Annotated in this window: 9 protein-coding genes and 1 tRNA gene; 4 read left to right on the top strand and 6 right to left on the bottom strand. The window is 58.9% G+C overall.

Annotated features, from left to right (window positions below):
* Position 1 precedes the first annotated feature (1 nt).
* The 5 genes from ybtT to ybtA all read right to left on the bottom strand — a co-directional run bounded on the left by ybtT (position 2) and on the right by ybtA (position 18,732).
* Positions 2-805, bottom strand: coding sequence for a yersiniabactin biosynthesis thioesterase YbtT (gene ybtT / locus DSD31_RS08880; protein ID WP_032724263.1), 804 nt, complete (start codon positions 803-805; stop codon positions 2-4).
* Positions 802-1,899, bottom strand: coding sequence for a yersiniabactin biosynthesis oxidoreductase YbtU (gene ybtU, locus DSD31_RS08885; protein WP_044348100.1), 1,098 nt, complete (start codon positions 1,897-1,899; stop codon positions 802-804). Before ybtU ends, ybtT begins: the two co-directional genes overlap by 4 nt.
* Positions 1,896-11,387, bottom strand: coding sequence for a yersiniabactin polyketide synthase HMWP1 (gene irp1 / locus DSD31_RS08890; protein WP_113990987.1), 9,492 nt, complete (start codon positions 11,385-11,387; stop codon positions 1,896-1,898). Before irp1 ends, ybtU begins: the two co-directional genes overlap by 4 nt.
* An 87-nt stretch (positions 11,388-11,474) precedes the next feature.
* The gene (gene irp2 / locus DSD31_RS08895; RefSeq protein WP_113990988.1) at positions 11,475-17,582 is read right to left on the bottom strand and encodes a yersiniabactin non-ribosomal peptide synthetase HMWP2; all 6,108 of its coding nucleotides are present in this window, start codon (positions 17,580-17,582) and stop codon (positions 11,475-11,477) included.
* A 190-nt stretch (positions 17,583-17,772) separates the two neighbouring features.
* Complete coding sequence (gene ybtA, locus DSD31_RS08900; protein ID WP_004864402.1) at positions 17,773-18,732, bottom strand: yersiniabactin transcriptional regulator YbtA; 960 nt, start codon at positions 18,730-18,732, stop codon at positions 17,773-17,775.
* Positions 18,733-19,187: 455 nt separating this feature from the next.
* Here ybtA and ybtP point away from each other — a divergent pair, with 455 nt between their 5' ends.
* The 4 genes from ybtP to ybtS are packed head-to-tail and all read left to right on the top strand — an operon-like array spanning position 19,188 to position 25,300.
* Complete coding sequence (gene ybtP, locus DSD31_RS08910; RefSeq protein WP_004864400.1) at positions 19,188-20,900, top strand: yersiniabactin ABC transporter ATP-binding/permease protein YbtP; 1,713 nt, start codon at positions 19,188-19,190, stop codon at positions 20,898-20,900.
* Positions 20,887-22,689, top strand: a complete 1,803-nt coding sequence (gene ybtQ, locus DSD31_RS08915; RefSeq protein WP_113990989.1) for a yersiniabactin ABC transporter ATP-binding/permease protein YbtQ — start codon at positions 20,887-20,889, stop codon at positions 22,687-22,689. The genes ybtP and ybtQ overlap by 14 nt, the downstream gene beginning before the upstream one ends.
* The gene (gene ybtX, locus DSD31_RS08920) at positions 22,682-23,962 is read left to right on the top strand and encodes a yersiniabactin-associated zinc MFS transporter YbtX (RefSeq protein ID WP_113990990.1); all 1,281 of its coding nucleotides are present in this window, start codon (positions 22,682-22,684) and stop codon (positions 23,960-23,962) included. Before ybtQ ends, ybtX begins: the two co-directional genes overlap by 8 nt.
* A 27-nt stretch (positions 23,963-23,989) precedes the next feature.
* Positions 23,990-25,300: a yersiniabactin biosynthesis salicylate synthase Irp9/YbtS gene (gene ybtS, locus DSD31_RS08925; protein WP_113990991.1), complete on the top strand. Its 1,311-nt coding sequence runs from the start codon at positions 23,990-23,992 to the stop codon at positions 25,298-25,300.
* Between the two features lie 403 nt (positions 25,301-25,703).
* Here ybtS and DSD31_RS08930 read toward each other — a convergent pair.
* A tRNA-Asn gene (locus DSD31_RS08930) sits at positions 25,704-25,779 on the bottom strand.
* Between the last annotated feature and the right edge of the window lie 70 nt (positions 25,780-25,849).

A 25,849-nucleotide genomic window follows, 5' to 3' on the forward strand; every position in this document is an offset into this window, starting at 1 on the left:
ATCACCTTTCTAAAATGCTGGGCCGTTTTTGCAAAGCGGTCATCGCAGAAAATGCGTGGGGAAAATGGCGGACAATCTGCGTAAAAAAAGACCGGGATTGTTGAAGGGGATAGAAATGGTCGCCGTCAATCACGACCGGGCCTGTAACGTGGCGCAGCCACTGATGCCAGGCATCGACCTGTTGCCAGGAGGCTTCGCGATCGTGGCTGCCGCACAATAGCAGCGCGGGAGTGCGCAAGGGGGGACAGACATCGGGCGAGTCGTAGTGATAGCTCTCGGTGGCGTAAAAGTCAGCGCGCAGGAGAGGAAGAAACAGCGACATTAACTCCTTGTTTTGCCGTAGTTCAGGAGAACATCCGCCAATGTCTATCAGCTCAGCGATAAAGTCGGCATCATCGCGGTGGCTGAGCTGGCGTTCAGAACGCAGATGCGGGGCATGGCACCCGGAAATAATCAGTCCTTGCGGCGCATGCCCCCGCTGTTCCAGAAGTCGGCAGGTTTCAAACGCCACCTGAGCGCCCATGCTGTGCCCGGCGAGTAAAAGCGGTGTATCAGGCGATAGCGTCTCTTCCAGTTCGTTGGCCAGCAGCTCCGCCAGTTGCGTAATGCTTCTGACCGGCGCCAGATGGCGAAGGCGATCGCGCCCCGGCCAGATCACCAGGGAAAGCGCGCAGTTCGCCATTTGAGCATCTCGCCAGTGGCGAAACGCGCTACTGCTGCCACCAGCGAAAGGGCACATGACCAGATGCGCAGTATTGGCGCCCCGGGCGGGCCACAGCGGGATACACATTGTAGATTGCATCACAGCGCCTCCTTATCATCGGTGTAGAAACCGACTAAGCGGTCGTGGTGCGGCGGCGTAAGGCGTCTGATCTCCGCGCTGCCAGCCTTACGTAATATCTGCTGCCATAAACGGGATAGCGCTATCTGATGAGCACTGTGGCAGGCCGCTGGCGCATGTTCGCCCGCCAGATGGCCGCACAGCTGTTGCAGCAGCCAACTGACGCCCTCCGGCCCGGCGCTTTCGCAACAGTCACGCCAGTTCAAAGGGGCTACGCTGCGCGTCAGACCGGGTGGGTCGCGCAGGATCTCCGGCCTGCGATAGAGGCTGTGGGCGTTCTCTTGATGGTCTGCGACAAACAGGCTGGATGACCAGATGACGGGGCCGTAGCTCGCCTCCAGCGAAAGGTGGCCTTCCGGCCAGCCCAACAGCAGGCGGTGCATAATAAGACTATGCATATCCGGATCCTCAGGGTCGAGATAGCGCTGAAGCAGCAGGCAGGCTTCTCCTTCCGGCCAGCGGAGTTTCAGGCAGTGAAAATCATTAAAGCTGCCGACCACGTCGCACTCTACGGTGGCGGCATCCACGCCCAGCGCCAGCAGCAACAAATCCAGGGTCGAGTAGAGCAACTGTCGGCTGGTGGTGGCGTGGACTACCGGCGGCGCCTTCGCCAGGCAGCGCCGCAGCTGCTGCGCATCGCTAAGCCATGTGCGTCCTGCAGGCGTATGCGGATAAAACGTGTTGACCCAATAGCAGCAGCCCTGTTCCTGCGCCAGCGTTTGTAATGAACTGATGTCATCCGGATGGAGGGGATGCTCCTGAATGACGTGCACACCGCGCGTCAGAAAGTGTCTGGCAAGCTGCGTACCGGTGCCACCGGCGACGGTCGAACGCACGACAATACAGGCAATATCCGGCATCTCGGTTATCTGCTCCGGCGAGGTATACAGCGGAATACCAAAGGCATGAGCCAGCTCCCTCGATCGCGCGCTTCCCTGGGCCAGCAGGCCAACCAGTTCCAGCCCTTTCCCGGGCCGCATAAAGGCATTAAGGTACATTTCGCCAAATTTGGCGCCCACAATCAGTACGCGTTGTTTTGGGATGGCAGACTGCATCATAACGTGTTCTCCGGTTGCGTTGAGGTGGCGCCAAGCCAGCGCTTAATGTGTCGTGCGCAGGCCTGAACGTGGGGAAGTTCCAGCATGATTTGCCAGTGGCTGGCTTCAATCACATAGTCGTCAGCGTTGTTTATCCAGTCCTGCCATTCGGTTTCTGCCGGCGTCCAGCGCGCGGGTCTCCCGGCGGCATAGACCATGAGACAGGGGATCGGAACGCTTTCGCATGGCGTATGCTCAACCAGCAAACGCAGCAGATGCGCGATGTTGTTGAGCCACGCTTCTGCCGCTTGCTGCGTCAGGTTTGGCGACACCATACCGGCCGTTTTAGCGAGGCTGATAAAGTCGGCCAGCTGGCTGTCGGGCGCCTGTTGGTCGAAATGTTCCGCCAGCGCCAGAGGCGTTTGTCCTGCAGCTAACAGGCGCAGCAGGGCTGTCCGGTTTTGGCAACAGAAATCCTGTCGACACACGGGATCGATTAACGCGATCCGAACCGGCTCGCCCCTGGCGTACAGGCGCTGTGCGGCGCCCGCCGCAAGAAAAGCGCCGTACGACCAACCCGCCAGCACGTACGGGCCGTGAGGCTGCTGGCGGCGGATGCACTCGACATATTCGTCGATCATCTGGTCAAGCGTTGCAAAGCGCTGCGGTGATTTTGCCTGCAGGCCGAAAACGCGCATATTCAGCGTACTGGCGAGCGGGAGCCAGGCGCTGACATCGCCGTCCGAGGCGTGGAAGACGAACAGGGTTTCGTCGCCATCGCCCTGGCAAATGGGGATCGGGTTGTCCTCTCCCGCCGAACAGGCCTGCAGGTGGGCGCAGAAGTCGCTCAGCGTTGAATGGGTGAACAGATCCTGAAGGTTGGCCCTCGCAATCCCTCTTTGGTTCAACTGCGCCACCATCCTTGTCGCCATCAGACTGTCGCCTCCCGACTCGAAAAAGTCGTGATGTCTTGCCACAGGGCGAGACAGCAGCGATTGCCAGAGTTCAGCCACCTGTTTTTCCAGCGCCGGGTTCCCCCCGGCAGCTGGCATGGGTTCAGCAGGTTCAACCAGCGCATCAGATGGAGCATGCAGCGGCGCAAACAGCGTTTCTCTTTGCCGGATCTGTAAAACGGGCAGACCGCTGCCGAAACGCTGCTGTAAATCGCGGCGCACGGCTTCTTTGTCCGGGCGATTTACACCGGGTGAACGGGCCACCAGCAGATGCTGGCGCAGCGGTGACGACTCCTGCGCGGGCCACGCCAGCTCGTTGGCAAACCCGGCCTGAACAAGAACCTCCTGCCACGCCGAAAGGGTGAGCATCGGCTTCTCATCCCGACGGCGGAAATCGCGGTATCCGCTTAATCCCTCAATAAAGCCCACGCTCGCCAGCTGGAATACACTGTTTCGCTCCGTCGCCTCAACGATCAGCAAGCGTCCGCCGGCGTTCAGCAACAGTTTTAATCGGCGCAACGTCTGGACGACATGGCTGGCGTCGTGGAGCACGTTGACGGCAATGATCAGGTCGTAACCCGCCTCCGGGTGGGCGCTGAAATCCAGCGGCTGGTTGATATCGAACAATGCGTAAGTGACGCATGATTGATCGTGGAAACGGCCTCTGGCATCGTTGAGGAATTGCGCAGAGACGTCGGTAAAGTGGTACGACTGCCGCGTGTTCCGCGTGGCTTCCAGCACCGGTGCGGCAGTGGCCGCGGTTCCGGCGCCAACCTCCAGAATCCGTTCTGCACCGCACAAGGCGGCAATCTGCGCGGTGTAGCGATTCAGACAGGCGCTGGCAGGGTTGTCCCGATACAGTGCGTCAGTGACGCGCAGCGACTCGTTGAACAGCAATTCCAGCGGAGAACAGCGTCCGGAGAAGAGATCGTCGTGCCGGGCGATGCAGGTGTCCAGATACTGCGCCAGCGCCTGGCTCCATTGGCTTTGCGGGCATGCCTGCTGAGGTTCAGGAATCTCGCTGAGCGGAATACGGCAGCGCCAGCTTTCACCTTCGCGGATTAACCATTCTCTTTCCGTCAGACACTGTAGCCACTGGCGCAGCAGGCGCTGGTGAGACGCTTGCGCGGACAGCGCCTCTGCTATCCCGGTAAAGCGATGGGCGATCTCCGGCGTGGTGAACAGGCCGTGGCGATTTAGCGTAGCCGCAATACCCTGCAGCGCACGCGCTTCCAGCCAGCGCCAGGTCGCCTCCAGCTCATCAAGTTGCGCCTGCTCAGGCAACGGCAGCGCCAGCCGGGCGAGATCGTGCCCGTCAGAAGCGGCGGTTAAGCGCGGCGGATCGTCGGCCATCACAATATCCAGCGTTAACGCGCCTGCATCGCTTATTTCCGCCCTGGCCTGTTGGATGTGCGGATGTTCGAGCGTCGCCTGCTCAATATCCCGCAGATCGTAGTCGGCCTGCGCGCTCAGCGGCCAGCGTCGGCGGGGAATATGCCCGGCGATGCCACTGGTGCTAGTCTTCAGGCTTTCAGGACTGGTCATGACGGCCTGCAGAATGGCGCAGTAGTCATTGAACATCGCTTCAGCAGCGCCTGGCTCCAGTACGTTGTCCATGCAGTACCAGCTAAACATCAACTCGTCGTCGCTCTCCATGACCTGATGATCCAGCCAGACCTGCGGCGTTTGGGTGAACACATAGCAGGGTTCGCCAAACAGATGGCTCATTGCCCGATCGATAGTCATCCCTTCCAGCGTCATCCCCAGCATGCTGGTAAAGACTATCGGCATGAGCGGTTGACGTTGTGACCCGCGCAGGCGACCCAGCTCACGGATCACCTCAACACCGTTCATTTCACTGTGTGCCATGTTTTGCCAGAGGCGCCGTTGGGTCTGTTGCATTTGCTCCTGCAGCGTCACCGGTGTTGAGAAGTTAAAATCGACCAGCGTGACGGAGGTAAAATCACCAATCAACTGGTTGATTTGCGGATGGATCGGCTGGCGATTGAAGAAGGTCAGGTTTAGCGTAAAGGCCGGGGTGCGACTCCAGCGTTCAAGGGCGGTGGCAAACAGCGTGAGCAGCGCGGCAGACGGCGTGACGCCTTGCTGCTGCCAGCGCTGTTTTACTGCCTGCCATTCTTTCTTGCCGATCGTCGATTTGAAGGTGGTGAAGCGTGGCGTTTCCGCGGCTGTTTCAACCACCGGGAGCTCGGGCGCTAAGGGCAATTGCGGCAGTTTTTCCTGCCAGTAGTCCCAGGCATCGTGCCATGCCGGGGTCTGTCGACGCGCCTGTTCAGCCATCACATAATCACGGAAGGTAATATCGAGCGGCGCCAGCGTTTCGCCGCGCCAGGCCTGCGCCAGGTCGTCCATCATGACTTTAAAACTCTGCACATCGAACTGCAAAAGGTCGAGGTTCATGTGCAGGCGGTAGTGGCAATCGTCGATTTCGCTGACCGCCAGCTCAAAGAGAGGCCACTGGTCGGCAGGCAAAACGCGATAGCTAAGTTCATGCCGCCGTTTTTCCAGCGCTATGCGCTGTTCTGTCGGGGAAAGCGTGCGCAGATCATCACGGGCGATGCGATATTTCGGCGTTGTCGCCAGGATTCGCTGCTGCCCGTCGGCATCCACCACCATGCGCAACATATCGTGACGGGCAATGAGCTGGTTCCAGGCTTTCTCCAACACGGTGAGATCGAACTCATCGTGGCGTTTATCCCACTCAAACAGGACGTGGCAGGCAACGCCACCATAGCCAATGAGATGTGTGCGCCCCAGCCAGTAGGCGTGCTGAATGGGTGTCAGCGGGAAGGGCATATAACGCTCACCGGCGTCGTGCCGCAATACTTCCGGCTGCGAAGCGCCAGGCGTCGCCTCGGGCTTACCGCAGATAAGCTGCGCGAGGCCATGAGGCGACAGATCCTGCCATGCCCGTTCCGCATTGATGCGTACGCCCAGGTAGTGCTGAATATCGCTACTGAGTTCAAGGAAGAGCAGCGAGTCCATGCCAAGTTGCAACAGATCCTGGTTAGGGAGCAATGACGCCGGATCGTTTAGTCGTAGCTGAACCGCAATCCGCTTTTTCAGCCATGCCATCACCGCCGTTTCATCGCTCAGGCTGCCGTTAAAGGCGTTGTCATCAGCAGGAGGGATGACGGGCGTTGCGGTTTTTCCGGCAGCACCGACGTTAAACAGAGCCTGTTGTAACGGGGGCATTTTGTCGATGAAAACGCGCATCGCCAGCCGCCACGGAGTACCGCGCATCACCGCCTGTTCCAGGTGCCAGCAGCCTTCAGCATCGCTTAACGCACCCATGCCACGGCTGGCGAGCGCCGCCAACATTTCCGGCGTGGCCGCCCGACCGCTTTCCCCCCATGCGCCCCAGGCGACAGAGAGCGTTTTCGGCGCATCAAGGGTGGAAAACTGTTGGGCCAGCCCGTCGAGATAACCGCAGGCCAGCGCATGGGCGCTTTGACCCGAGGCGCCGAGGGTGGCGGCAGCGGAGGAGTAGAGAATAAGATAACGTCCGCCGTGGTTGCGCAGGGTTTGCAATAGCTGGGTTGCCGCCTGCGCTTTTACCGCGAAAACGGCGGCCAGCGGGGGGTGATCAAGCTCCTGCAAGGGGGCATCAGCCAATACGCCAGCGGCATGAATCGCCCCGGCAATGCCGCCGTTGGCCGCCAGTTCATCAAGAACCGTGGCCAGTTGTCCGGCATCGCCCACATCACAACGGCAGACGCGGGTCTGCTCATCCTCGATGTCGCGTAGCCATGATTCATCCACGCGCGGCGCCAGCAGGGCGATGCGTCGCGCCCCTTTTTCTCTGAGCCAGTTCACGGCAAGACGGCCTAATCCGCCAAACGCTCCCGTTACCAGATGCCAGCGGTTATCGCCAGCAAACACGTTTGCCGGTAATTCGGCGGCGCATCCCGTATTGGGCGCCAGTGAAGGGAGCCAGAGGGTGTTACCCCGCGCGGCGAGCCAGCGCTGAGAGAGGGAGACGGCGCTCAACCCTCGATGCAGCGTTTCTCCCGGGGTGTTTTCGGCGAGATCGATGGCGGCAATCAACCGTTCTGGCTGTTCGTTGGCCGCGACACGAAGCAAGGCCCATAGAGCATGATGGGAGGCAGAAAGCGCCTCATTTTCCTCGATTCGCCACGCGCGGTGAGTGACCACAATCAAACCGGCTGTGCTGGCGGTAAGTGCCTCCATCACTTTCTCCGCTAAGGCCAGAGTATCCTCGCTCTCCTCAACAACCATCAGGAGCAAAGAGGCCTGCGGATCGTGGATGATGCCGTATTGCGCCAGCTTGTCGCCGCGCGCAAGCGTATTGGCGCTGAAGCTGAAAGTAAGAGGATGGTCAACGCTGGCGACGTTGCAGGGCGTCCAGCGCCATTGATAATGCGTTTGCGGGGCAGGAAGAGGCGCGGCGGGCGAAAGCGGCAGCCACTCGCCATCAGGACGACGGGCTTCAACGCGCATCTGACCGCGGGAAAACGCGTTGTTTTGCCAGCTTAAACGAACGTCCCCCAGCCATTCCGGGGCGGTGACGAGGGGCGGCTCCCCGGGAAAATCATCGCCATGACGCTGTGAAAGCAGGCGCCAGGCCTCCTGCCAGCGGGCGTTAAACCGCTCAGGCTGACCAGCACAATCAGACCAGTCGGCGAGGTAGTCAGCGCTATCCGTCAACGCCTGTCCCAACACCGGGTCTGATGGCGCGCTGCCTGAGGTTGCACAAACCGCCTGACCGGGCAGCGTGGCAAGAATGATATGTTCGCTCATCCCGGCGGTTGGGCTGCCATCCTGCGGTAGCCACTCCACTTTGCTGAATCCGGCCCGGCGACACTGTTGTTGCCACTGATCGGTGGTGAGGAATAACTCACCTTCGCGGGCGCCGATATCCTGTAGCGGGAGGACCAGCGGACCGAAAACGAAATCAAACAGACGCATTGGCTGGGTGATTTCGCGCATCAGCAGGCGTCCGCCCGGTTTGAGCAGGGGGCGCAGATTGTCGAGCGTGTGGCCAATATGGCGCGTGGCATGAATCACGTTCGCCGCCACGATAAGATCGTAAGACTGCGCCTGGAAACCCTGAGATTGGGCCTCTTTTTCGAGATCCAGCTCGTTGTAATGCACAAAGTCATAGTCGGCGAATTTCTGCTGCGCGCGGCGGGTGAACAGCGCGGAGATATCGGTGAAATGGTACTCCAGCGCTGGAACGCCTCTGAGTTCCGGCAGTAGCCACGCGGTGGTCCCGCCGGTTCCGCCGCCGACTTCAAGAATGCGCAATGGCTGGCGGGGCTGACGCGTCTGGAGGATACCGCGTAATACCCCAGCGGCGATTTGGTTGAAATAGCGGCCAAAACTGAACTCCTGGTACAACACCTCCACGCCGTCGGAGGCGCTTTGCGGGAAGATAATCGCCACCGGTTCTTCCGCGCCGCTCATCATTTCATATAACCGATCGCCGGCACGGGCGATGGTGTCGGGAATGGCCTGAAAACCCTCACAATAACTGGCAAGTTCCGTCAGCAGTGATTCCCGCTGTTGATGATCTATGGGACAGGCGCGGGTGTAACGTCCGTCGGCGCAGCGGTAATCGCCGTCGACCACGCAGTTGTTGAGCAGGCGCTGGAGCAGCTGCTGGTAGCGGGGCAGCAGACGGCCACGGCGCATGATGGTTATGGCGTCCACGCCGTGCTCAATGGCATCGCCGGTACAGCGTTGAACCAGCCGATCGACATAGATGGCGTGCAGTCGCGTGGCGCACTGTTTAAGCGCTTCCAGACGGGGGAGATCGAGCGCTGTCGCGGCGCGACTCGCCACCGCCAGCCCGGCGGACAGCGCTGCGTCGGCAGGCTCGTTGGCGCGGGAGGCGCGATCTTTCCAGTAACGCTCGGTATCAAACGGATAGCAGGGGGCAGCGATACGTTGTCCATCGCCCGCCAGCAGGTCGGCCCACGGTAAGGCGACGCCGGCCGCGTAAAGCTGGAGCAGGGCCTGATTGAGGACATCGCTCGCCTCTTTGCTACGTCGGGCGCTGGCTATCCAGTATGCGTTATCGCGATATTCGCGCTGCCCGCAAGCAACCAGCTGAGCATCAGGCCCTGTCTCAAGAAAAATGCGGGCGCCGAGTTCATGCGCCACCTGAATACTCTGGATAAAACGTACCGGCTGGCGCATGTGTCGGCGCCAGTAGTCCGCCTGATTGAGCGTTGACTCATCGATGACGTCGGCGATGAGCGTGGAGATAAGCGGTATTTGTCCCGGCTCAGCGAGCAGCCCCGCGCAGGCTTCCTGAAAGCGGTCGAGTATGGGTTCCAGTAAAGCGGAGTGCGCGGCGCCGGTTACGCTCAGACGACGATAGTTGATGTCATGCTGAGAAAGTGCGGCGCAAAATTCCGCGAGACGGGCTTCCGGCCCGGAAAATACCGTATGTTGCGTGCCATTGTTGGCGGCGAGATCCAGCTCAAAGCGGCGGGCCAGCGGCATTAGCGTGTCTTCGTTTGCAAATACCGCCACCATGGCGCCGCTCGCGCACTGCTGCATGAGCGCGCCGCGCCGACAAACCAGTGGCATGACCTGTTCAATCGTATAGTGTCCGCAGACGACGGCAGCGGCAAACTCACCGACGGAATGACCCATAGCGAAGTCTGGTTTTAGCCCTTCAGCGCGCCAGTGCGCCGCCATTGCGATTTCAAACGCGACAATCGCCGGCTGGGCCCAGGCCATATTGTCCAGCTGCGTCGAGTCGGGGTTAAACATCGCTTCCCGCAGTGATGGCGTGAGCATTTCGCTACAGGCGGAAAAACAGCGATCCAGCGTGTCGGCAAACGCCGTCGAATGTCGGTACATTGCCTGGCCCATCGTGCGCCAGTGCGAACCCTGCCCGGTAAACAGCCATGTCTGCTTGCCGCTGGCGCCGTGGCCGCTGTAAACAGGCGGCCCCGATTTATCAGTAGCCCAGGCACTGAGCGCAGCGGCGGTTTCACGGTTTAATGACACCGCCAGGCGGAAGGGAAGATCGAGACGGCGCGCGTGCATGGTCGTAAAGGCCAGATTGTTGGCATCTGCATTCTGCGCCAGCGCCCCGGCATAATTGGTCGCCAGTTGCCGCAGCGCGCTGTCGCTGGCGGCGCTGAGTAGTAGCGCGGTGCTCTCTCTGTCGCCATCGGCATTGGGGAGGCGCGTTTTGAGCGCATCGGGCAGCGAGACGACGATCATATGGCAGTTGGTGCCACCAATACCAAAGGAGGAGACGCCCGCATAGCGTATTTCGTCCTGCCACGCCTGTGCCGACACCGGTATGGTAAAAGGGCTCTCTTCAAGCTTAAGCGCCGGGTTGGGCGAGTGAAAATGCAGCATTGGCGGGATTTGGCCGCGGCTTACCGCCAGAACGGTTTTCAGCAATCCGGCAATACCCGCTGCGGTATCCAGGTGGCCCATGTTACTTTTCACGGAACCCAGCGCACAGCGTTGCTCCTGCGGACGTGGCGCGTAGACGTTGCGTAGCGCTTCAATTTCAATCGCGTCGCCCAGCGGTGTGCCGGTGCCGTGCGTTTCAATGTAACCGATCTGCCTGTCGTCGATGGCCGCCAGCATTAACGCCTCTTCGATGACCGCCTGCTGTCCTGCGACGGAAGGGGCGGTATAACCGACCTTTCTGTTGCCGTCGTTGTTGACCGCGCTGGAGAGGATCACCGAGATAATCGGATCGCCTGACAGCAGCGCATCTCTCAGGCGACGCAAAACCACGCAACCCAGACCGTTACCGGCCCAGGTACCTTCCGCTGAGGCGTCAAAAGGACGACAGTGACCATCGGGAGAAAAAATCATCCCGGGCTGGTAGCGGTAGCCCGCCTGCTGGGGGAAAGAGAGCGCCACGCCGCCGGCAACCGCCATATCGGATTCACCTGCGCGCAGGCTTTCGCAAGCCAGATGCACGGCAACCAGCGAACTAGAGCAGGCGGTCTGTACTGAGAGTGCCGGACCGTGCAAATTGAGTTTGTAGGCGGCGCGGGTGGCAATATAGTCCTTGTCATTGCCCATCAGAGATTGCAGGCCCTTTACCTGCGCGACTTCAGTCACGTTCAGCGCCTCACGACCGGGATAGGTACTCATCCGGGAAGAGGCGAAAACGCCGGTCTTATGCGGGACGGCGCCGGGGGCATAACCGGCATGCTCCAGCGCATGCCAGACCGCCTGTAAAAACAGGCGCTGCTGCGGGTCCATCGATTCCGCTTCCTGTCGTGAATAGCCAAACAGAGTGGCGTCGAAGCAATCGGCATTTTCTAAAACCGTACCGATATTGACGTAATGAGGATCGTCAACGGTGGCGGCTTCCAGACCGACGGCCAGAAGCTCTTCGCGCGCAAAGCGTCGGCTGCATTCACGACCTTCCAGCAGGTTTTTCCAGAACGTTTCGCCATCCGGCGATTCAGGAAAATGGCAGGCATAGCCGATAACCGCGACAGGTTCGCAGTCCGGGAAGTGTTGAGCGATCGATGCATCAATGGAATCTGCTGTCGGCGCAGAAGAGAAGCGCAAGTTATCCATAATCGGTCCCGTTTCCTAAGATTCACAAAGTCAATGGAACGCCATGCATGCACGATAGCGTTCCGGGGAAAATCAGTTTGCTTCGCGCTATATCCGTCGCTGACGACGGCGAACAGGGCGAGGGCGTTGGGTTTTCTCCACCGAGGCGATGCCGGTCAGATAATCAGCCAGGGCGGCAGGAGAAGGGTGGGTGAAGAGATCCAGCAACGTCAGGGTGGAAAATTCGTGACGCTGTAATAAAACGTGCAGTTGCACCAGATTCAGCGACGTTGCGCCCGCCTCAAAGAAGTTTTCAGCTGGGGTGACTGGCACGCCAGCCACTTCGCGGAAGGCGTCGCAAATCAGGCTGACCGTGCGCTCGTCCGCCGCACCGTGTGGCTGAGCGTGCTCAGGGCATACGCGCTGTGGGCGCTCTGCGCGTTGCCCCGCGTGCTCAGCGGGGGGCACCAGCGCGGCGAGCGGCCGTTGCCAGGCGCTTTCATCCTCGGCCATTCGGTTGAGCAATGCGCAATACTGTTCAAACTGGCGTTCCACCTGGCCCGAAGGAAACAGGGCAGCGACAAAATCCCAGTTGAAGCGCAGTTCGCCTTCGGACTCATAAACCTGGTGATCGAGCCAGACCTGCGGCGTCTGGGAAATGCCCCAGACCGGCTTGAGCAGATTGCGCCGGGCAAGGAAGTTATCCTGTTCAAAGCCCAGCGCGCTGGTAAAGACGACGGGCATCGAAACGGCGGGCACGTTTTGCCGCTGCGCCAGTTGACGCATCACGCGGATTGCTGACACATCGCGGTGGCTGAAGTTTTGGCTCAGTCGCTGCTGCAGTAACTGCGCGCTGTGCAACCAGCTCTCCCCGGGATGCCAGCTCAGCAGCATCAGCGAGGTGAAATCGCCGAGGATCTGGTTGATTTGCGGGTGCAGTGGCCGTCTGTCGAAAAGCGTAAGGTTAAGCGTGAAGTCAGGCTGCGCACTCCATGCAGAGAGAACCGTTGACCATACGGACAACAGCACGGCCGATGGGGTGAGGTGTGCGTCAGCCGCCCGTTTTTTCAGACGACGCCAGCGCGCACTATCCATTGCACCGTTCAGGCGAGCGAAGCGCGGCGCCTCAACCTCCTGAGGCAAGCAGCGCAGCGGCAACGCAGGCGCTGGCGGAATATCATCAAGTCGCGCCTGCCACCAGGCCAGAGAGTCTGCATTGGGCGACTGGAGCGAGGATTGCTGTAGATAGTCCCTGAAGGTGACGGGAAGCGGCGGAGGGAGCTGTTGCGGATAGCGATAGCCGTGTTCCAGCTCCGCCAACAGGATCTGCATGCTCAGCCCGTCCAGCAGCAGGTTATCCAGACATAGCCACAGGCGGGCGGGCATCCCGTCCACAAATCCGGCCTGGAGATCGAATACCGGCCAGACTTCGGGATTGAGTACCTGATGCGCCAGTTTTTCCCGTACCCGCAACGCCTCTTCAGGCGTATGGAAGGTGTGCGTGGGTATCACCCAAGGGGGCGTCTGTGCGAGAACCTGCTGTTGACCATCACGCACAACGGCGCGCAGCATATCGTGGCGGGCGATTAATCGGTTCCAGACCGTCTCCAGCCGGGTGATGTCCAGTTCGGCAATTTCAAATTCAACAAAGAAGTGAGAGCCGACGCCGCCCAGGGCAAAGCCCGGCTGACGCCCCACCAGGTAAGCCTGCTGCACGTCGGTAAGCGCAAAGGGCTGGTAGCGTTCTTCAGGGGAGTGGACAAATTGTTGTTCGACAGGAACGTCGATTTTACGCAGCGTGGCGGCAAAATCTGCCAGCCGGGGCTGATTAAACAGGTCGCTTAATTGCGCTTCGTAACCTGCCTGACGGAGTTGCCCGGTCAGACGGGTAGCCAGCAAACTATCGCCGCCTTGTTGGAAAAAGTCGGTCTCTCTGGTGACGGGGCCCGTCGATAAGAGTTGTTGCCAGAGGGTGGCAACCTGTTTTTCAATGTCGCCCCGAGGTAAATCCGCCTCGGCCCGGTTTTCCGCTTCCGGGGTATGACGCTGCTTCAGCGCCTGATAGTCAATTTTCCCGTTAGCCGTCAGCGGTAGGGCATCGAGGAAGACAATTCGTTGCGGCACCATCCACCCCGGCAAGCGTTCGGCGAGGGCGGCCTGAAGTTTACGAGGATCGCGACGCACCTGGCTATCAGGACATTGTACGAGGAAGCGTTGTAACCCCGCGACCTCATCGCCATGCTGGCAGTTGAAGGCGGCGGCGGTAAATAATGCCGCCCAGTCTGCGCTGTTATGGAGCAAAGCCTCCGGCTGCCCATCGGTTAACAGGAGCGTGCTGAGCAGGGCAGACGGCGTTAACTGACGAAACTCCATCACGTAGAGCAGTGCGCCGGGGGCGGCAAGCTGTTGTAATGTTGCCAGGAGAGCGGGGTCTTCTGGCAACAGACGATGCAGAGCGTTGTTAAGCCAGATAATGTCCGCCGAGTGGGCGTGCGCCGCCAGCGTGTCTGCATGCCAGGGGAGCAGCCGGGCGTCGGACCAGGGAGAAAGCCTCTGCCGGGCGTTCAGCAGCATCTCCTGGCTATGCTCAAGCCCGACATACTCAATCTGTTCAGCATTAAGCTGTGTTAACAGCGATTCTGCGGCGCGGCCAGTGCGGGTTCCCACCTCAAGCAGGCGTACCGGACGCTGTAAACGTGACGCAAGCCGTTGGCAAATTGTCGCCAGTTCCTGAATATACCAGGCGCTGGCCGGATGGTCGAAGGCCAGATTTTCCGGCGACCACCGGGCATCGTTCAGTAATGACAGTTCGTCGCGGGCGCCGCGAAGAATTTGCGCTAAGGTGACATCATGCCCGCTGAAATGCGGGTGTTCGTCCTCGCGTTCTTCATGAGCGCAGACTTGATACCCTTCAGCTACGGGCTTCAGGCGCTGTTGCGTGACGAGAAATGCTAACCAGCGCTCCACCACGGCCTGCCAGCGTGGCTGGATAGCGAGTGCGTTCATCAGGGAGAGCGGATCGGCGCCAGGGGTTTGACCCGGCTTCAGTTTTAACAGCCGATGCTGAAGGAAATCGGCGACCTGTTCGGCGGATATCTCTGGCGAGAGCGTGCAGCAGGGCAATGCGCCCGCAAGCGCGTGCCATGCCTGCGGTAGTGCCGGGTCTCGATGATGGGTAACGCAAAAATCCTCGCCTTGAGGAACAACATATGCCACCAGCGTCTTTTCTTTTTCGCCAACCGCCACCACGGTTGATTGTTTCACGCCCGTCAGCTGGCTGAGCGCGTTTTCTATTTCGCCCAGCTCGATGCGATATCCTCCGACTTTGACTTGCTTGTCACGACGACCGAGGAACTCTACTGTGCCGTCTGGCCAGTAGCAGCCGAGATCGCCGGTGCGATACCAGCGCTCGCCGGAGAGCGTCAAAAATTGCTGCTCGCTGCGCAGGGGATCGTTGAAATAGCCTTCCGCGACCCCGATGCCGCCAATCCATAATTCGCCTGACACCCAGTCAGGGCAGTCCCGGTTCTGTTCATCCACCACCCGGTAGCGTTGGTTGGTTAGAGGAAAACCGTAAGGGATGGCACGCCAGTGGTCAGGGACCTGCTTAACCTCGCAGACGTTAGACCAGATCGACGCCTCGGTGGCGCCGCCCATGGCGATAAATTGTCCTTGCGGCCGGAAGGCCCGATAACGGGCGGGGAGCGCAAGACCGATCCAGTCGCCGGAAAGCATCACCGCGCGCAGATTTTCCGGCGTGGCGTCGGCGAAACCTTCACACCAGGTCAGCAGCATATCGAACAGCGCCGGGACGCTGTTCCAGAGCGTGACATGATGGCGTTGGATCAGCTCACACCATGCGTGAGGATCGCGCCGTTGATTTTCCATCACCAGAACCAGCGCGCCGCCGGCGCTCAGCACGCCAAAAATGTCGTAAACCGATAAGTCAAAATGCAGGGCGGACAGCGCCAGCATCCTGTCTCCGGGGCCAACCTGATAGCGGCTGTTGATGTCGCAACAGGTGTTGAGCGCTCCCCGGTGCGAAATGACTACGCCTTTCGGCGTGCCGGTAGAACCGGAGGTGTAGATAATGTAGGCCGGTTGCGTGGAGGCGCGTGCCACCGGGTTGGCGATCGGCTTCGCCTCAATGGCCTGCTGCCAGGCAAGGACGGGTATCGCGTCTGACCAGACGCCGGCGTCGTGCTGGCAAATGAGCACCAGCCGGACGCTGGCGTCAGCGTAGATTTTCTCGCGCCGGGCGGCGGGCTGGTCCAGCGAAACCGGAACGTAAACCGCGCCGGCCAGCAGGACGGCCAGAACGGCAACAAGTTGTCCCGCGCCTTTCGACATCGTGATAGCCACATTGTCGCCGGGCTGAACCCCGCACTCAATTAACCTGCCCGCGCAACGGTGGGCGTAGTCTGTCAGCTCACGATAACTCCACTGATAACGCATGTCCGTCACCGCCAGCGCCTGCGGCTGTTGCAGAGCGATACGGAAAATGCCTTCATGCAGCAAGCCTTTGGGAATGGGGCCGTCGGTGGCGTTGGCCCGTTCGCGTATCGCGCGCTGGCTGGCGGGCATCATATCGGCGAACGGCTTTTGCCAGGCGGTTTCGTCATCGCAGAGTTGGTTAATCAGCTGGCAGTAGGCGTCGAACAACGTCTCGACTAAGGCCGGAGGGAACAGCGCGTCGTTGCTGTCCCATTGCAGCCAGACCTCGCCTTGATGCTCGAACGCCAGATGATCTATCCAGACCTGCGGCGTTTGCGAGATGCCCCATTCAGGCTCGCCCAACGGTGACTCTGCGCGACTGCTGTAGAGGGAACGCCCCAGATTGCTGGTAAATACCACCGGGGCGCCGTGGGGGTAGCGCTGCTGGCGTTTGAGTTCACGGAGCAGTTCGACGCCGGACCAGTGGCGATGCTCCCAGTCTTCAGTAAACGTCAGCTGGTTTTTCCGCGCCAGGTTGCTGACGGTATCGCCGTCGCAGGCGGTATCCAGCAAAAGAATATTGGTGAAGTCGGCAAGCATTGCGTCAACCGCCGGGTGCAGCGGCTGGCGGTCGAATAAGGTGATGTTAAGCAGCAGACGCGTCAGGCCGCCCCAGCGAGCCAGAACGGCGGAAAAACAGGTCGCCAGTGCCATTGTCGGCGTGACGCCATATTCGCCAGCCCGTTGGCTAAAGACGTGCCAACGTGTTGCCGGGACAATCATGCGGCGCCGGGTATTACGGACTTCACGTAGCGTGGCGGGCTCGCAGTCCAGCGGCAAGACAGGCGCGGGAGGAAGCGTCGGTGCTTTCGCCAGCCAGTAGGCGCGCGCTTCGTCTCTCAGCGGTTGATTAATCTTCTGCTGGTGCAGTAAATACGAGCGGAAATCATAGCCGGTGTCGATAGCCGATAGCGATTCTCCGGCCAGCAGTGCGTTGAGTTCATCGAAGAAAAGCGTAAAGCTGGAGGCATCCATAATCAACAGGTCAATATTGACATGGAGGCGGTGGCGATTGTCCGGTAAGAGCGTTAGCTGAAAATCAAACGTTTCGCCGATCTCCACGCGTAAAAGACGGTGGCTCAGGCGCTGGCGCAGCGCTTGCAGATAGGCCTCGCGGCTTTCAGCATCATTATGGCGTAAATCATGAAGGGTGACGCCGTTCCAGTAAGGTTGCGGCAACCAGACCTGCTGCCCGTCGGGGCGAAAGGCGATATGCAGCATCGGGTGGCGTTGCAGCAAGGTCGTGATGGCCTGCTCCAGCTGCGATGCCGTCAGACAATGGCCTGCAAACTCCTGATACAGGTGGCACCCCACGCCGCCAAGCGTCTGTCCCGGCATACGGCCCGTCAGGTAGGCGTGCTGTACCGGCGTCAGAGGGAAGGGGGTACTTTCAGCCATTTTCGGCCAGGCGGTTTCGTCCGGCGGTGTTTCGTCGTCCGGTTTTTCAACACTACGGCTGCGCATCAACTGGCGCCATGCGGCCAGCGTGGGGGCGGCATACAGTTCGCGAAGGGTAAGGCGATAGCCTTTTTTACGGAACCAGTGTAACCATCTCATCAACCTGATTGAATCCAGGCCTGCCTGGATCAGATTGCTCTCTTCATGTAACTGCTGCGGCGTTAAATTCAGCTCCTGCATGAGCCGCTCGCGTAATTGTTGGTAATCAGCCGTGTGGCGGTTGCCCGGTAACAGCGAATCCTGAGAGGGTGCGCCAGAAATCATTCTTCCTCCTGATGGCACGTCTTACCAAAAAGCATTGTCTACATGAGAATAATAATTATTAACAATTGAGTGCTACCCGAAACGGGTTTATTTATGCCCGTTTCGGGTTGGCGGCAGGCAGAAAGCGCAGAGGCCCGGATGGGATATCCGGGCCTCTGTCAGGGAGGAATTGATGAGGAGACAACCCCGATTACATCACGCGTTTAAAGGTCGAAGGGGTAACACCAAACTGTTTCTGGAAGGCGGCAGAGAAATGGCTGGCGTTGGCATAGCCCAGATCGGCTGCCACCGTCATGACCGAGGTATTGCCATTGGCCAGGCGTCTTCTGGCTTCCTGCATGCGTTCTGCCTGAAACAGACCATAGACGCTGTTGTTGAACAGAACGCGGAACCCCCGCTTAATTTTGAGCACGCTCAGACCGGACTCTCTGGCCAGCTCTGCGACGCCCGGTGCTTGCGTCAGGTCTGCCAGCAGCAGATCCTTCGCCCGCAGCAGTTTCTGGCGTTCCATTGGGTTGAAGTGGCAGGAGAGGCAACCGGTGTCTTCGCGATGTTCATCCAGCACCAGACTGAGCATCACCAGACTTTGTCCCTGTAGCCAAAGCGTCGACGGCTTTTGCTCATGACTGAAGCCGCTGTGCATCCGCATCAGCGCGTGACGCAAGGCTTGAGCCGTTAAGTGGGTTTCAGCATTACAACGCTGCTGCTGACAGCAGCAGTGGGAGTCGATCTTCTTCTTAATGACCGCGCTAATATCCGGCACCCACAGCGCGAGGGTTTCAGGGCTGAAGGAGAGCGTAATGCTCTCGAAGCGGCCACAATAGGAGGCGCTGCCGCGGCAGCCGGGCGTATGGGTAATGTAATGGCGATTACGCGCAAGCTCCCAGTCGGTATGGCGTCTGAGTCCCTGGATAGCAAAGTGAGATGTGCCTTCCAGAATGCACGAGAAGTTAATCCTGCCCAGATCGTCATGTAGCTGCAACGTCTCAGGCCGCGCAAAATTCCCCCTCCAGAGCAAAATATCCATCCCTTCCTGCAACGAACAGCGTAGCAGTTCACACTGGGCAGGAATATTGCCATCCTTTACGGGTTTCCCGGCTACCAACTGATGAATAGAGATTTCAGATTGCGTTTGTGGTGACTCCGTCATGACCTGGTTATCTCCCTGTGGCTTAGTCCAATGCGGGTATATACCCCTCATACTTCAAGCTGCATGTGCGTTGATTGGGTTACTCGGCTCATTCATGAGCTTTACCCTGGCGGGCCGCCGCGACACGGCATTCAACTCTGTTCCAGACAGATTTGTCCCGCCCCCCCGTCAATGATTGCTATAAATTTCTGGGATTCCCTCGCTTGCCGCCTTCCTGCAACTCGAACTATTTAGGGTAAAAATAGAACCGAATGGGGTAGATGAGTAATTGATAATGGTTATTATTCACATTAATTATCAGAACGCCACTCTGAATTGTCGTTTTTGGTGTGCGTAAAAATTCATCAGGAAATTCAGCCATTCCCATGTCATCTCAATCATCAAATACTGAATCGCTATCCCGATTTCCGCTCTGGCAGGTGATTACACCGGTTCGCCGGAAGGTTATTTTAGCGATGGCGCTGGCGGGGCTGGCGGCATTAACCAGCCTGGGAGCGCTCCTTTTTCTGGCGTGGAGTCTGCGCGACATCCGCGCGACGCCTGACGCGATTCCTGCCTGGCCGCTGAGTGGCCTGATTAGCTGCGTGGTATTGACTTTTGTCCTGCGCCTGCAGGCATTCAATATCTCTCATTACGCGGCTTTTCATCTGGAGAACATTCTGCGCAGCAGGTTAGCCCGTAAAGCATTGCAGCTTTCGCCTGGCGCGTTACAGCAAATGGGCAGCGGATCAGTGGCGAAAGTGATGCTGGATGATGTGAAGTCGTTACATATTTTTGTGGCTGACAGCACGCCGCTCTACGCCCGCGCGGTCATCATGCCGCTGGCGACTATCGTTATCTTGTTCTGGCTGGATTGGCGACTGGCTATCGCGACGCTGGGGGTACTGGCGTTTGGCTCGGTTGTTCTCGTGCTCGCCCGCCAGCGTTCGGAAGATTTGGCCCAGCGTTATCATCAGGCGCGCGAGCAAGTCAGCGCGGCGGTTATTGAGTTCGTGCAGGCCATGCCCGTAGTGAGAACGTTTGACAGCGGCAGCAGCAGTTTTTTGCGCTACCAACATGCCCTTGAAGAGTGGGTTGGCGTGCTCAAAACCTGGTATCGCAAAGCCGGTTTTTCAGCACGTTTTTCATTCTCGATTCTGAATCCTCTCCCGACCTTATTTGTCCTGATCTGGTCGGGATACGGCCTGTTGCACTATGGCGGTTTCGACTTTATCGCGTGGGTGGCCGTTTTACTGCTCGGCAGCGGAATGGCCGAAGCCGTGATGCCAATGATGATGCTCAATAACCTGGTCGCGCAAACGCGTTTAAGCATTCAGCGTATTTATCAGGTTCTCGCAATGCCGGAGTTATCGCTGCCGCTATCTGACCAACAGCCGAAAGAGGCGAGTATTACCTTTGAGCAGGTGAGCTTCCATTATCCGCAAGCGCGGGCTGATGCCGCGTTGCAGGAGGTGAGCTTTCATGTACCTGCCGGGCAAATTGTGGCGCTGGTCGGGCCAAGCGGCGCCGGGAAAAGCACCGTGGCACGCTTGCTGCTGCGTTACGCCGATCCCGACAAAGGCCACATCCGTATTGGCGGCGTGGATCTTCGCGATATGCAGACGAACACCTTGATGAAGCAACTCTCTTTTGTGTTTCAGGATAACTTCCTTTTTGCCGACACAATCGCCAATAACATTCGTCTGGGCGCGCCGGATACGCCGCTGGAGGCGGTAGTCGCGGCGGCCAGGGTGGCGCAGGCCCATGAATTTATTAGCGCACTGCCAGAGGGGTACAACACGCGAGTCGGGGAACGCGGGGTATTTCTCTCCGGCGGTCAGCGACAGCGCATCACCATCGCCCGGGCGCTTTTGCAGGACCGCCCCATCCTGGTGCTCGATGAGGCGACGGCGTTTGCTGACCCGGAAAACGAAGCCGCGCTTATCAAGGCGCTGGCGGCGGCGATGCGCGGCCGGACGGTCATCATGGTCGCGCATCGCCTCTCAATGGTGACTCAGGCTGATGTGATATTGCTGTTTTCCGACGGGCGGCTCAGGGAAATGGGCAACCATGCGCAACTCCTGGAACAGGGCGGCTTGTATCAACGGCTCTGGCAACACTATCAGCAGGCGCAGCGTTGGGTACCGGGTGGCGTACAGGAAGAGGGAGTGGAAAATGGAAGACAATAATCCTGCGGATAACCTGGCCTGGCGCGTCATCTGGCGTCAGCTTATCTCCAGCGTTGGCAGCCAGGTCGGGATGCTGCGGCGCAGTATGCTGGCGCTATTGCTGGCGGCATTCATGCAGGGGATCGCCTTTGCCTGTCTTTATCCGATCATTGATGCGCTGTTACGGGGGGATGCATCGTCACTTCTCAACTGGGCAGTGGCCTTCAGCGTTGCCGCGATTGTGACGCTGGCGCTACGTTGGTATGGCCTGGGCTTTGAATACCGCGGCCATCTGGCGCAGGCTACCCATGAGTTACGTCTGCGCCTGGGCGAGCAATTACGCCGCGTGCCGCTGGAGAAACTCCAGCGCGGACGGGCAGGGGAAATGAACGCTTTGCTGCTGGGCAGCGTGGATGAAAACCTTAATTATGTTATTGCGATAGCCAATATTTTGTTACTCACCCTTGTTACGCCATTGACGGCGTCGCTGGCGACTTTGTGGATAGACTGGCGGCTGGGGCTGGTGATGCTACTGGTCTTCCCTCTGCTGGTGCCGTTTTATTACTGGCGCCGTCCGGCGATGCGGCGACAGATGCAGATGCTGGGGAAAGCGCATCAGCAGCTGAGCGGTGATATCGTTGAATTTGCTCAGGGGATGATGGTATTGCGTACCTGCGGTAGCGATGCCGATAAAAGCCGGGCGCTGCTGGCGCATTTCGATGCGCTGGAAAACTTACAGACCCGCACTCACCGTCAGAGCGCTGGCGCGACGATGTTGATCGCCAGCGTCGTAGAGCTGGGTCTGCAGGTGGTGGTGTTATCCGGGATCGTCTGGGTGGTGACGGGGACCCTGAACCTCGCCTTCCTGATTGCCGCCGTCGCGATGATTATGCGCTTCGCAGAACCGATGGCGATGTTTATCAGCTACACCTCGGTCGTGGAACTGATCGCCAGCGCCCTCCAGCGGATTGAGCAGTTTATGGCGATTGCGCCGCTTGCCGTCACAGAACAAAGCGAGCTGCCGGAACGTTACGATATCCGTTTTGATCATGTCAGCTATCGCTACGAAGAAGGCGACGGGCAGGCACTCAATAACGTTTCTTTGACGTTCCCCGCAGCCAGTATGAGCGCGCTGGTGGGCGCCTCTGGGGCAGGCAAAACCACGGTCACAAAACTGTTAATGCGCTACGCCGATCCGCAGCAAGGACAGATTTCTATTGGCGGCGTCGATATTCGCCGCCTGAGGCCAGAACAGCTCAATAGCCTGATTTCTGTTGTTTTCCAGGATGTCTGGCTGTTTGATGACACGCTGCTGGCGAATATCCGTATCGCGCGCCCACAGGCGACGCAGCAGGAGGTGGAGGAAGCCGCCCGCGCGGCGCAGTGCCTTGAGTTTATTTCCCGTCTTCCGCAAGGCTGGTTGACGCCAATGGGTGAGATGGGTGGGCAGTTATCGGGCGGCGAGCGCCAGCGGATTTCCATTGCCCGAGCGTTATTGAAAAATGCGCCGGTCGTCATTCTTGATGAACCGACCGCCGCACTGGATATTGAAAGCGAACTGGCGGTACAGAAAGCTATCGATAACCTGGTTCACAATCGGACGGTGATTATTATCGCCCACCGTTTATCAACCATCGCCGGAGCGGGAAACATCCTGGTGATGGAAGAGGGGCGCGTGGTTGAGCAGGGCACTCACGCGCAATTGCTCTCCCGTCCAGGACGTTATCAGGCGCTGTGGCAAGCGCAAATGGCCGCGCGCGCGTGGCGCGACGAAGGGGCTTCTGCGCCTGGAGAATGGGCTCATGAGTGACCTTCAGTCGAATGTGAAACCGCTGACGTTAACAACCGGGCGGGTGATTTTTGCTATTGCCGGCGTTTATGTGACGCAGAGTCTGGTATCGGCGCTGTCTATGCAGTCCTTACCCGCGCTGGTGCGCGCTGCCGGCGGATCGCTGGCGCTTGCTGGGGCGACAACGCTGTTTATGTTGCCCTGGGCGCTGAAGTTTATTTGGGCGCCGTGGATCGAGCGCTGGCGGCTCCCGCCCGATAGCCCGGAGCGCCGTTCCCGCATGTTAATCCTGCGTGGTCAGGTCGCGTTAGCAGCGCTCCTGATGATGGCCGCTGCGATCGGCTGGTTCGGGCGAGAAGGGGGATTTCCCGATACGCAAATCGTGGCGTTATTTGTGCTGTTCATGGTGGCAGGCACGGTCGCCTCCACCATTGATATCGCCAGCGACGGTTTTTGCGTCGATCAGCTGACCCGCGCGGGTTATGGCTGGGGAAACAGCGTGCAGGTTGGCGGTAGCTATCTGGGGATGATGTGCGGTGGCGGGGTGTTCCTGATGCTGTCGGCGGCATCCGGCTGGCCTGTCGCCATGCTGATCATGGCGCTGCTGATTATGGTGTTATCACTCCCGCTGTGGCGCATTACGGAGCCGACGCGAACGGTGACGGTCCCGCATGTTCCGGCGTTAGGTTATGCGCTAAGGCGAAGACAGGCGCGTCTGGGCTTACTGCTGGTATTGATGCTGAATTCCGGTATGCGGTTTGTGCTGCCTCTTCTGGCGCCGCTGTTGTTGGATCATGGGCTGAGTATGTCAGCGCTGGGTGCGCTGTTTAGCGGCGGTAATATTGCGGCGGGCATAGCAGGAACGCTGGCCGGCGGATTACTGATGAAGTACACCTCACCCGGCAGAGCGCTGTTGACGGCTTATGGCGTCCAGGGGATCGCACTGCTGGCGGTGGTGGTGACGCTGATGATGGCGCCGGGTCATCTGCTGCTGCCCGTTCTCCAGTGTCTGGTCATTATCCAGTCCATTTCGCTGGCCTGCGCGCTGGTCTGTCTTTATGCCACGCTGATGTCGCTTTCATCACCCTTACAGGCCGGCGTCGACTTCACCCTCTTTCAATGTACTGACGCGGCAATCGCCATTCTGGCTGGCGTTGTCGGCGGCATTGTGGCCCAACATTTTGGCTATGCGGCCTGCTTCCTGTTTGCCGGGGTATTCACGTTACTGGCGGCGTGGGTTGCCCATACCCGGCTGCATTCGGCAAGCAAACTGATGACCAGCTCAATTGATTGAACCGGGAATAACACAGAGAGGTAAGGGATGAAAATCAGTGAATTTTTACACCTGGCGCTACCAGAGGAACAATGGCTGCCGACGATTTCTGGCGTCTTACGCCAGTTCGGAGAAGAAGAGTGCTATGTCTACGAGCGTCAACCCTGTTGGTATTTAGGTAAAGGATGCCTGGCACGGTTGCACATTAATGCCGACGGAACGCAGGCGACATTCATTGATGATGCCGGGGAGCAAAAATGGGCGGTGGATTCCATTGTCGACTGCGCGCGTCGTTTTATGGCGCATCCGCAGGTGCAAGGACGTCGGGTATATGGGCAGGTTGGGTTCAACTTTGCGGCGCATGCGCGGGGAATTGCCTTCGACGCCGGCGAGTGGCCGCTGCTGACATTAACCGTTCCCCGGGAAGAGCTTGTGTTTGAAAAGGGAAATGTCACCGTTTATACGGACTCCGCTGAGGGATGTCGACGTCTGTGCGAGTGGGTAAAAGAGGCCAGTACAACCACGCGAGGGGACTCCATGGCTGTGGATACCGCCCTCAATGGTGAGGTGTATAAACAACAGGTGGCGCGCGCCGTTGCGGAGATCAGCCGGGGCGAATATGTCAAAGTGATTATCTCGCGCGCCATTCCGCTGCCATCGCGGATTGATATGCCCGCTACCCTGTTATACGGGCGGCAGGCAAACACGCCCACGCGGTCGTTTATGTTCCGCCAGCAAGGACGCGAAGCGCTGGGTTTTAGCCCGGAACTGGTGATGTCGGTAACGGGCAATAAAGTGGTCACTGAACCGCTTGCGGGCACCCGCGATCGCATGGGAAGCCCGGAGCAAAATAAGGCGAAAGAGACAGAGCTGCTGCACGACAGTAAAGAGGTGCTTGAGCATATCCTTTCTGTCAAAGAAGCGCTTGCTGAACTGGCGGTGGTTTGCCAGCCGGGCAGCGTGGTGGTTGAAGATTTAATGTCGGTCCGCAAGCGTGGCAGCGTTCAGCATCTGGGGTCTGGCGTGAGCGGTCAGCTTGCGGAAAACAAAGATGCCTGGGATGCATTTACCGTGCTGTTCCCGTCGATTACCGCCTCGGGTATCCCTAAAAATGCTGCTCTGAACGCCATTATGCGAATTGAGAAGACCCCGCGAGAGCTCTATTCCGGCGCAATCCTGCTACTGGAAGATGCGCGCTTCGATGCGGCGTTAGTCCTGCGTTCCGTATTTCAGGACAGTCAACGGTGCTGGATACAGGCGGGAGCAGGGATCATTGCCCAATCTACGCCGGAACGTGAACTGACGGAAACCCGGGAGAAATTAGCGAGCATTGCGCCCTATCTCATGGTATCGGAGTGATGGCTAAGCCGTTCCGGTCGTCCCTCCGGCACAAGGGCGGAAGAGTGGCGCCGATGGGCGATGTCATCACGTCATCGCGACTGGTCACCGTGTTGCTGTCGATTAATCCCTGATGGATGGCCTGGCGCTTGTTATTACCGTGGTACTGCCGTCTGCAGGAAGCCACTTCCCGCAGAACTTTTCTTCAATCCCTTTCAGTCGGTCAATGAGATGACGAGTTTTATTGGCGGTCGAACTGACCTGTCCGGATTTGACGACGCATTTTGCCGATGCTGAGGATGACATCAAAACGCAGCGGGAAAATTTTCACGCTAGCTTATTGAATCAACGCGATATAAGGATTCATAAGGATACGCCAAAGCAAAAAGCCCGCTTAAGTTTCCTTAAGCGGGCTTCTTAAATATGGCTCCTCTGACTGGACTCGAACCAGTGACATACGGATTAACAGTCCGCCGTTCTACCGACTGAACTACAGAGGAATCGTGTGAACGGGGCGCATATTAACGGCGGCGCATGACCTTGTCAAAGACAGAATCACCCGAATCTGTT

The organism is Klebsiella sp. X13, assembly GCF_003323835.1.
Taxonomy (GTDB): Bacteria; Pseudomonadota; Gammaproteobacteria; order Enterobacterales; family Enterobacteriaceae; genus Klebsiella; species Klebsiella ornithinolytica.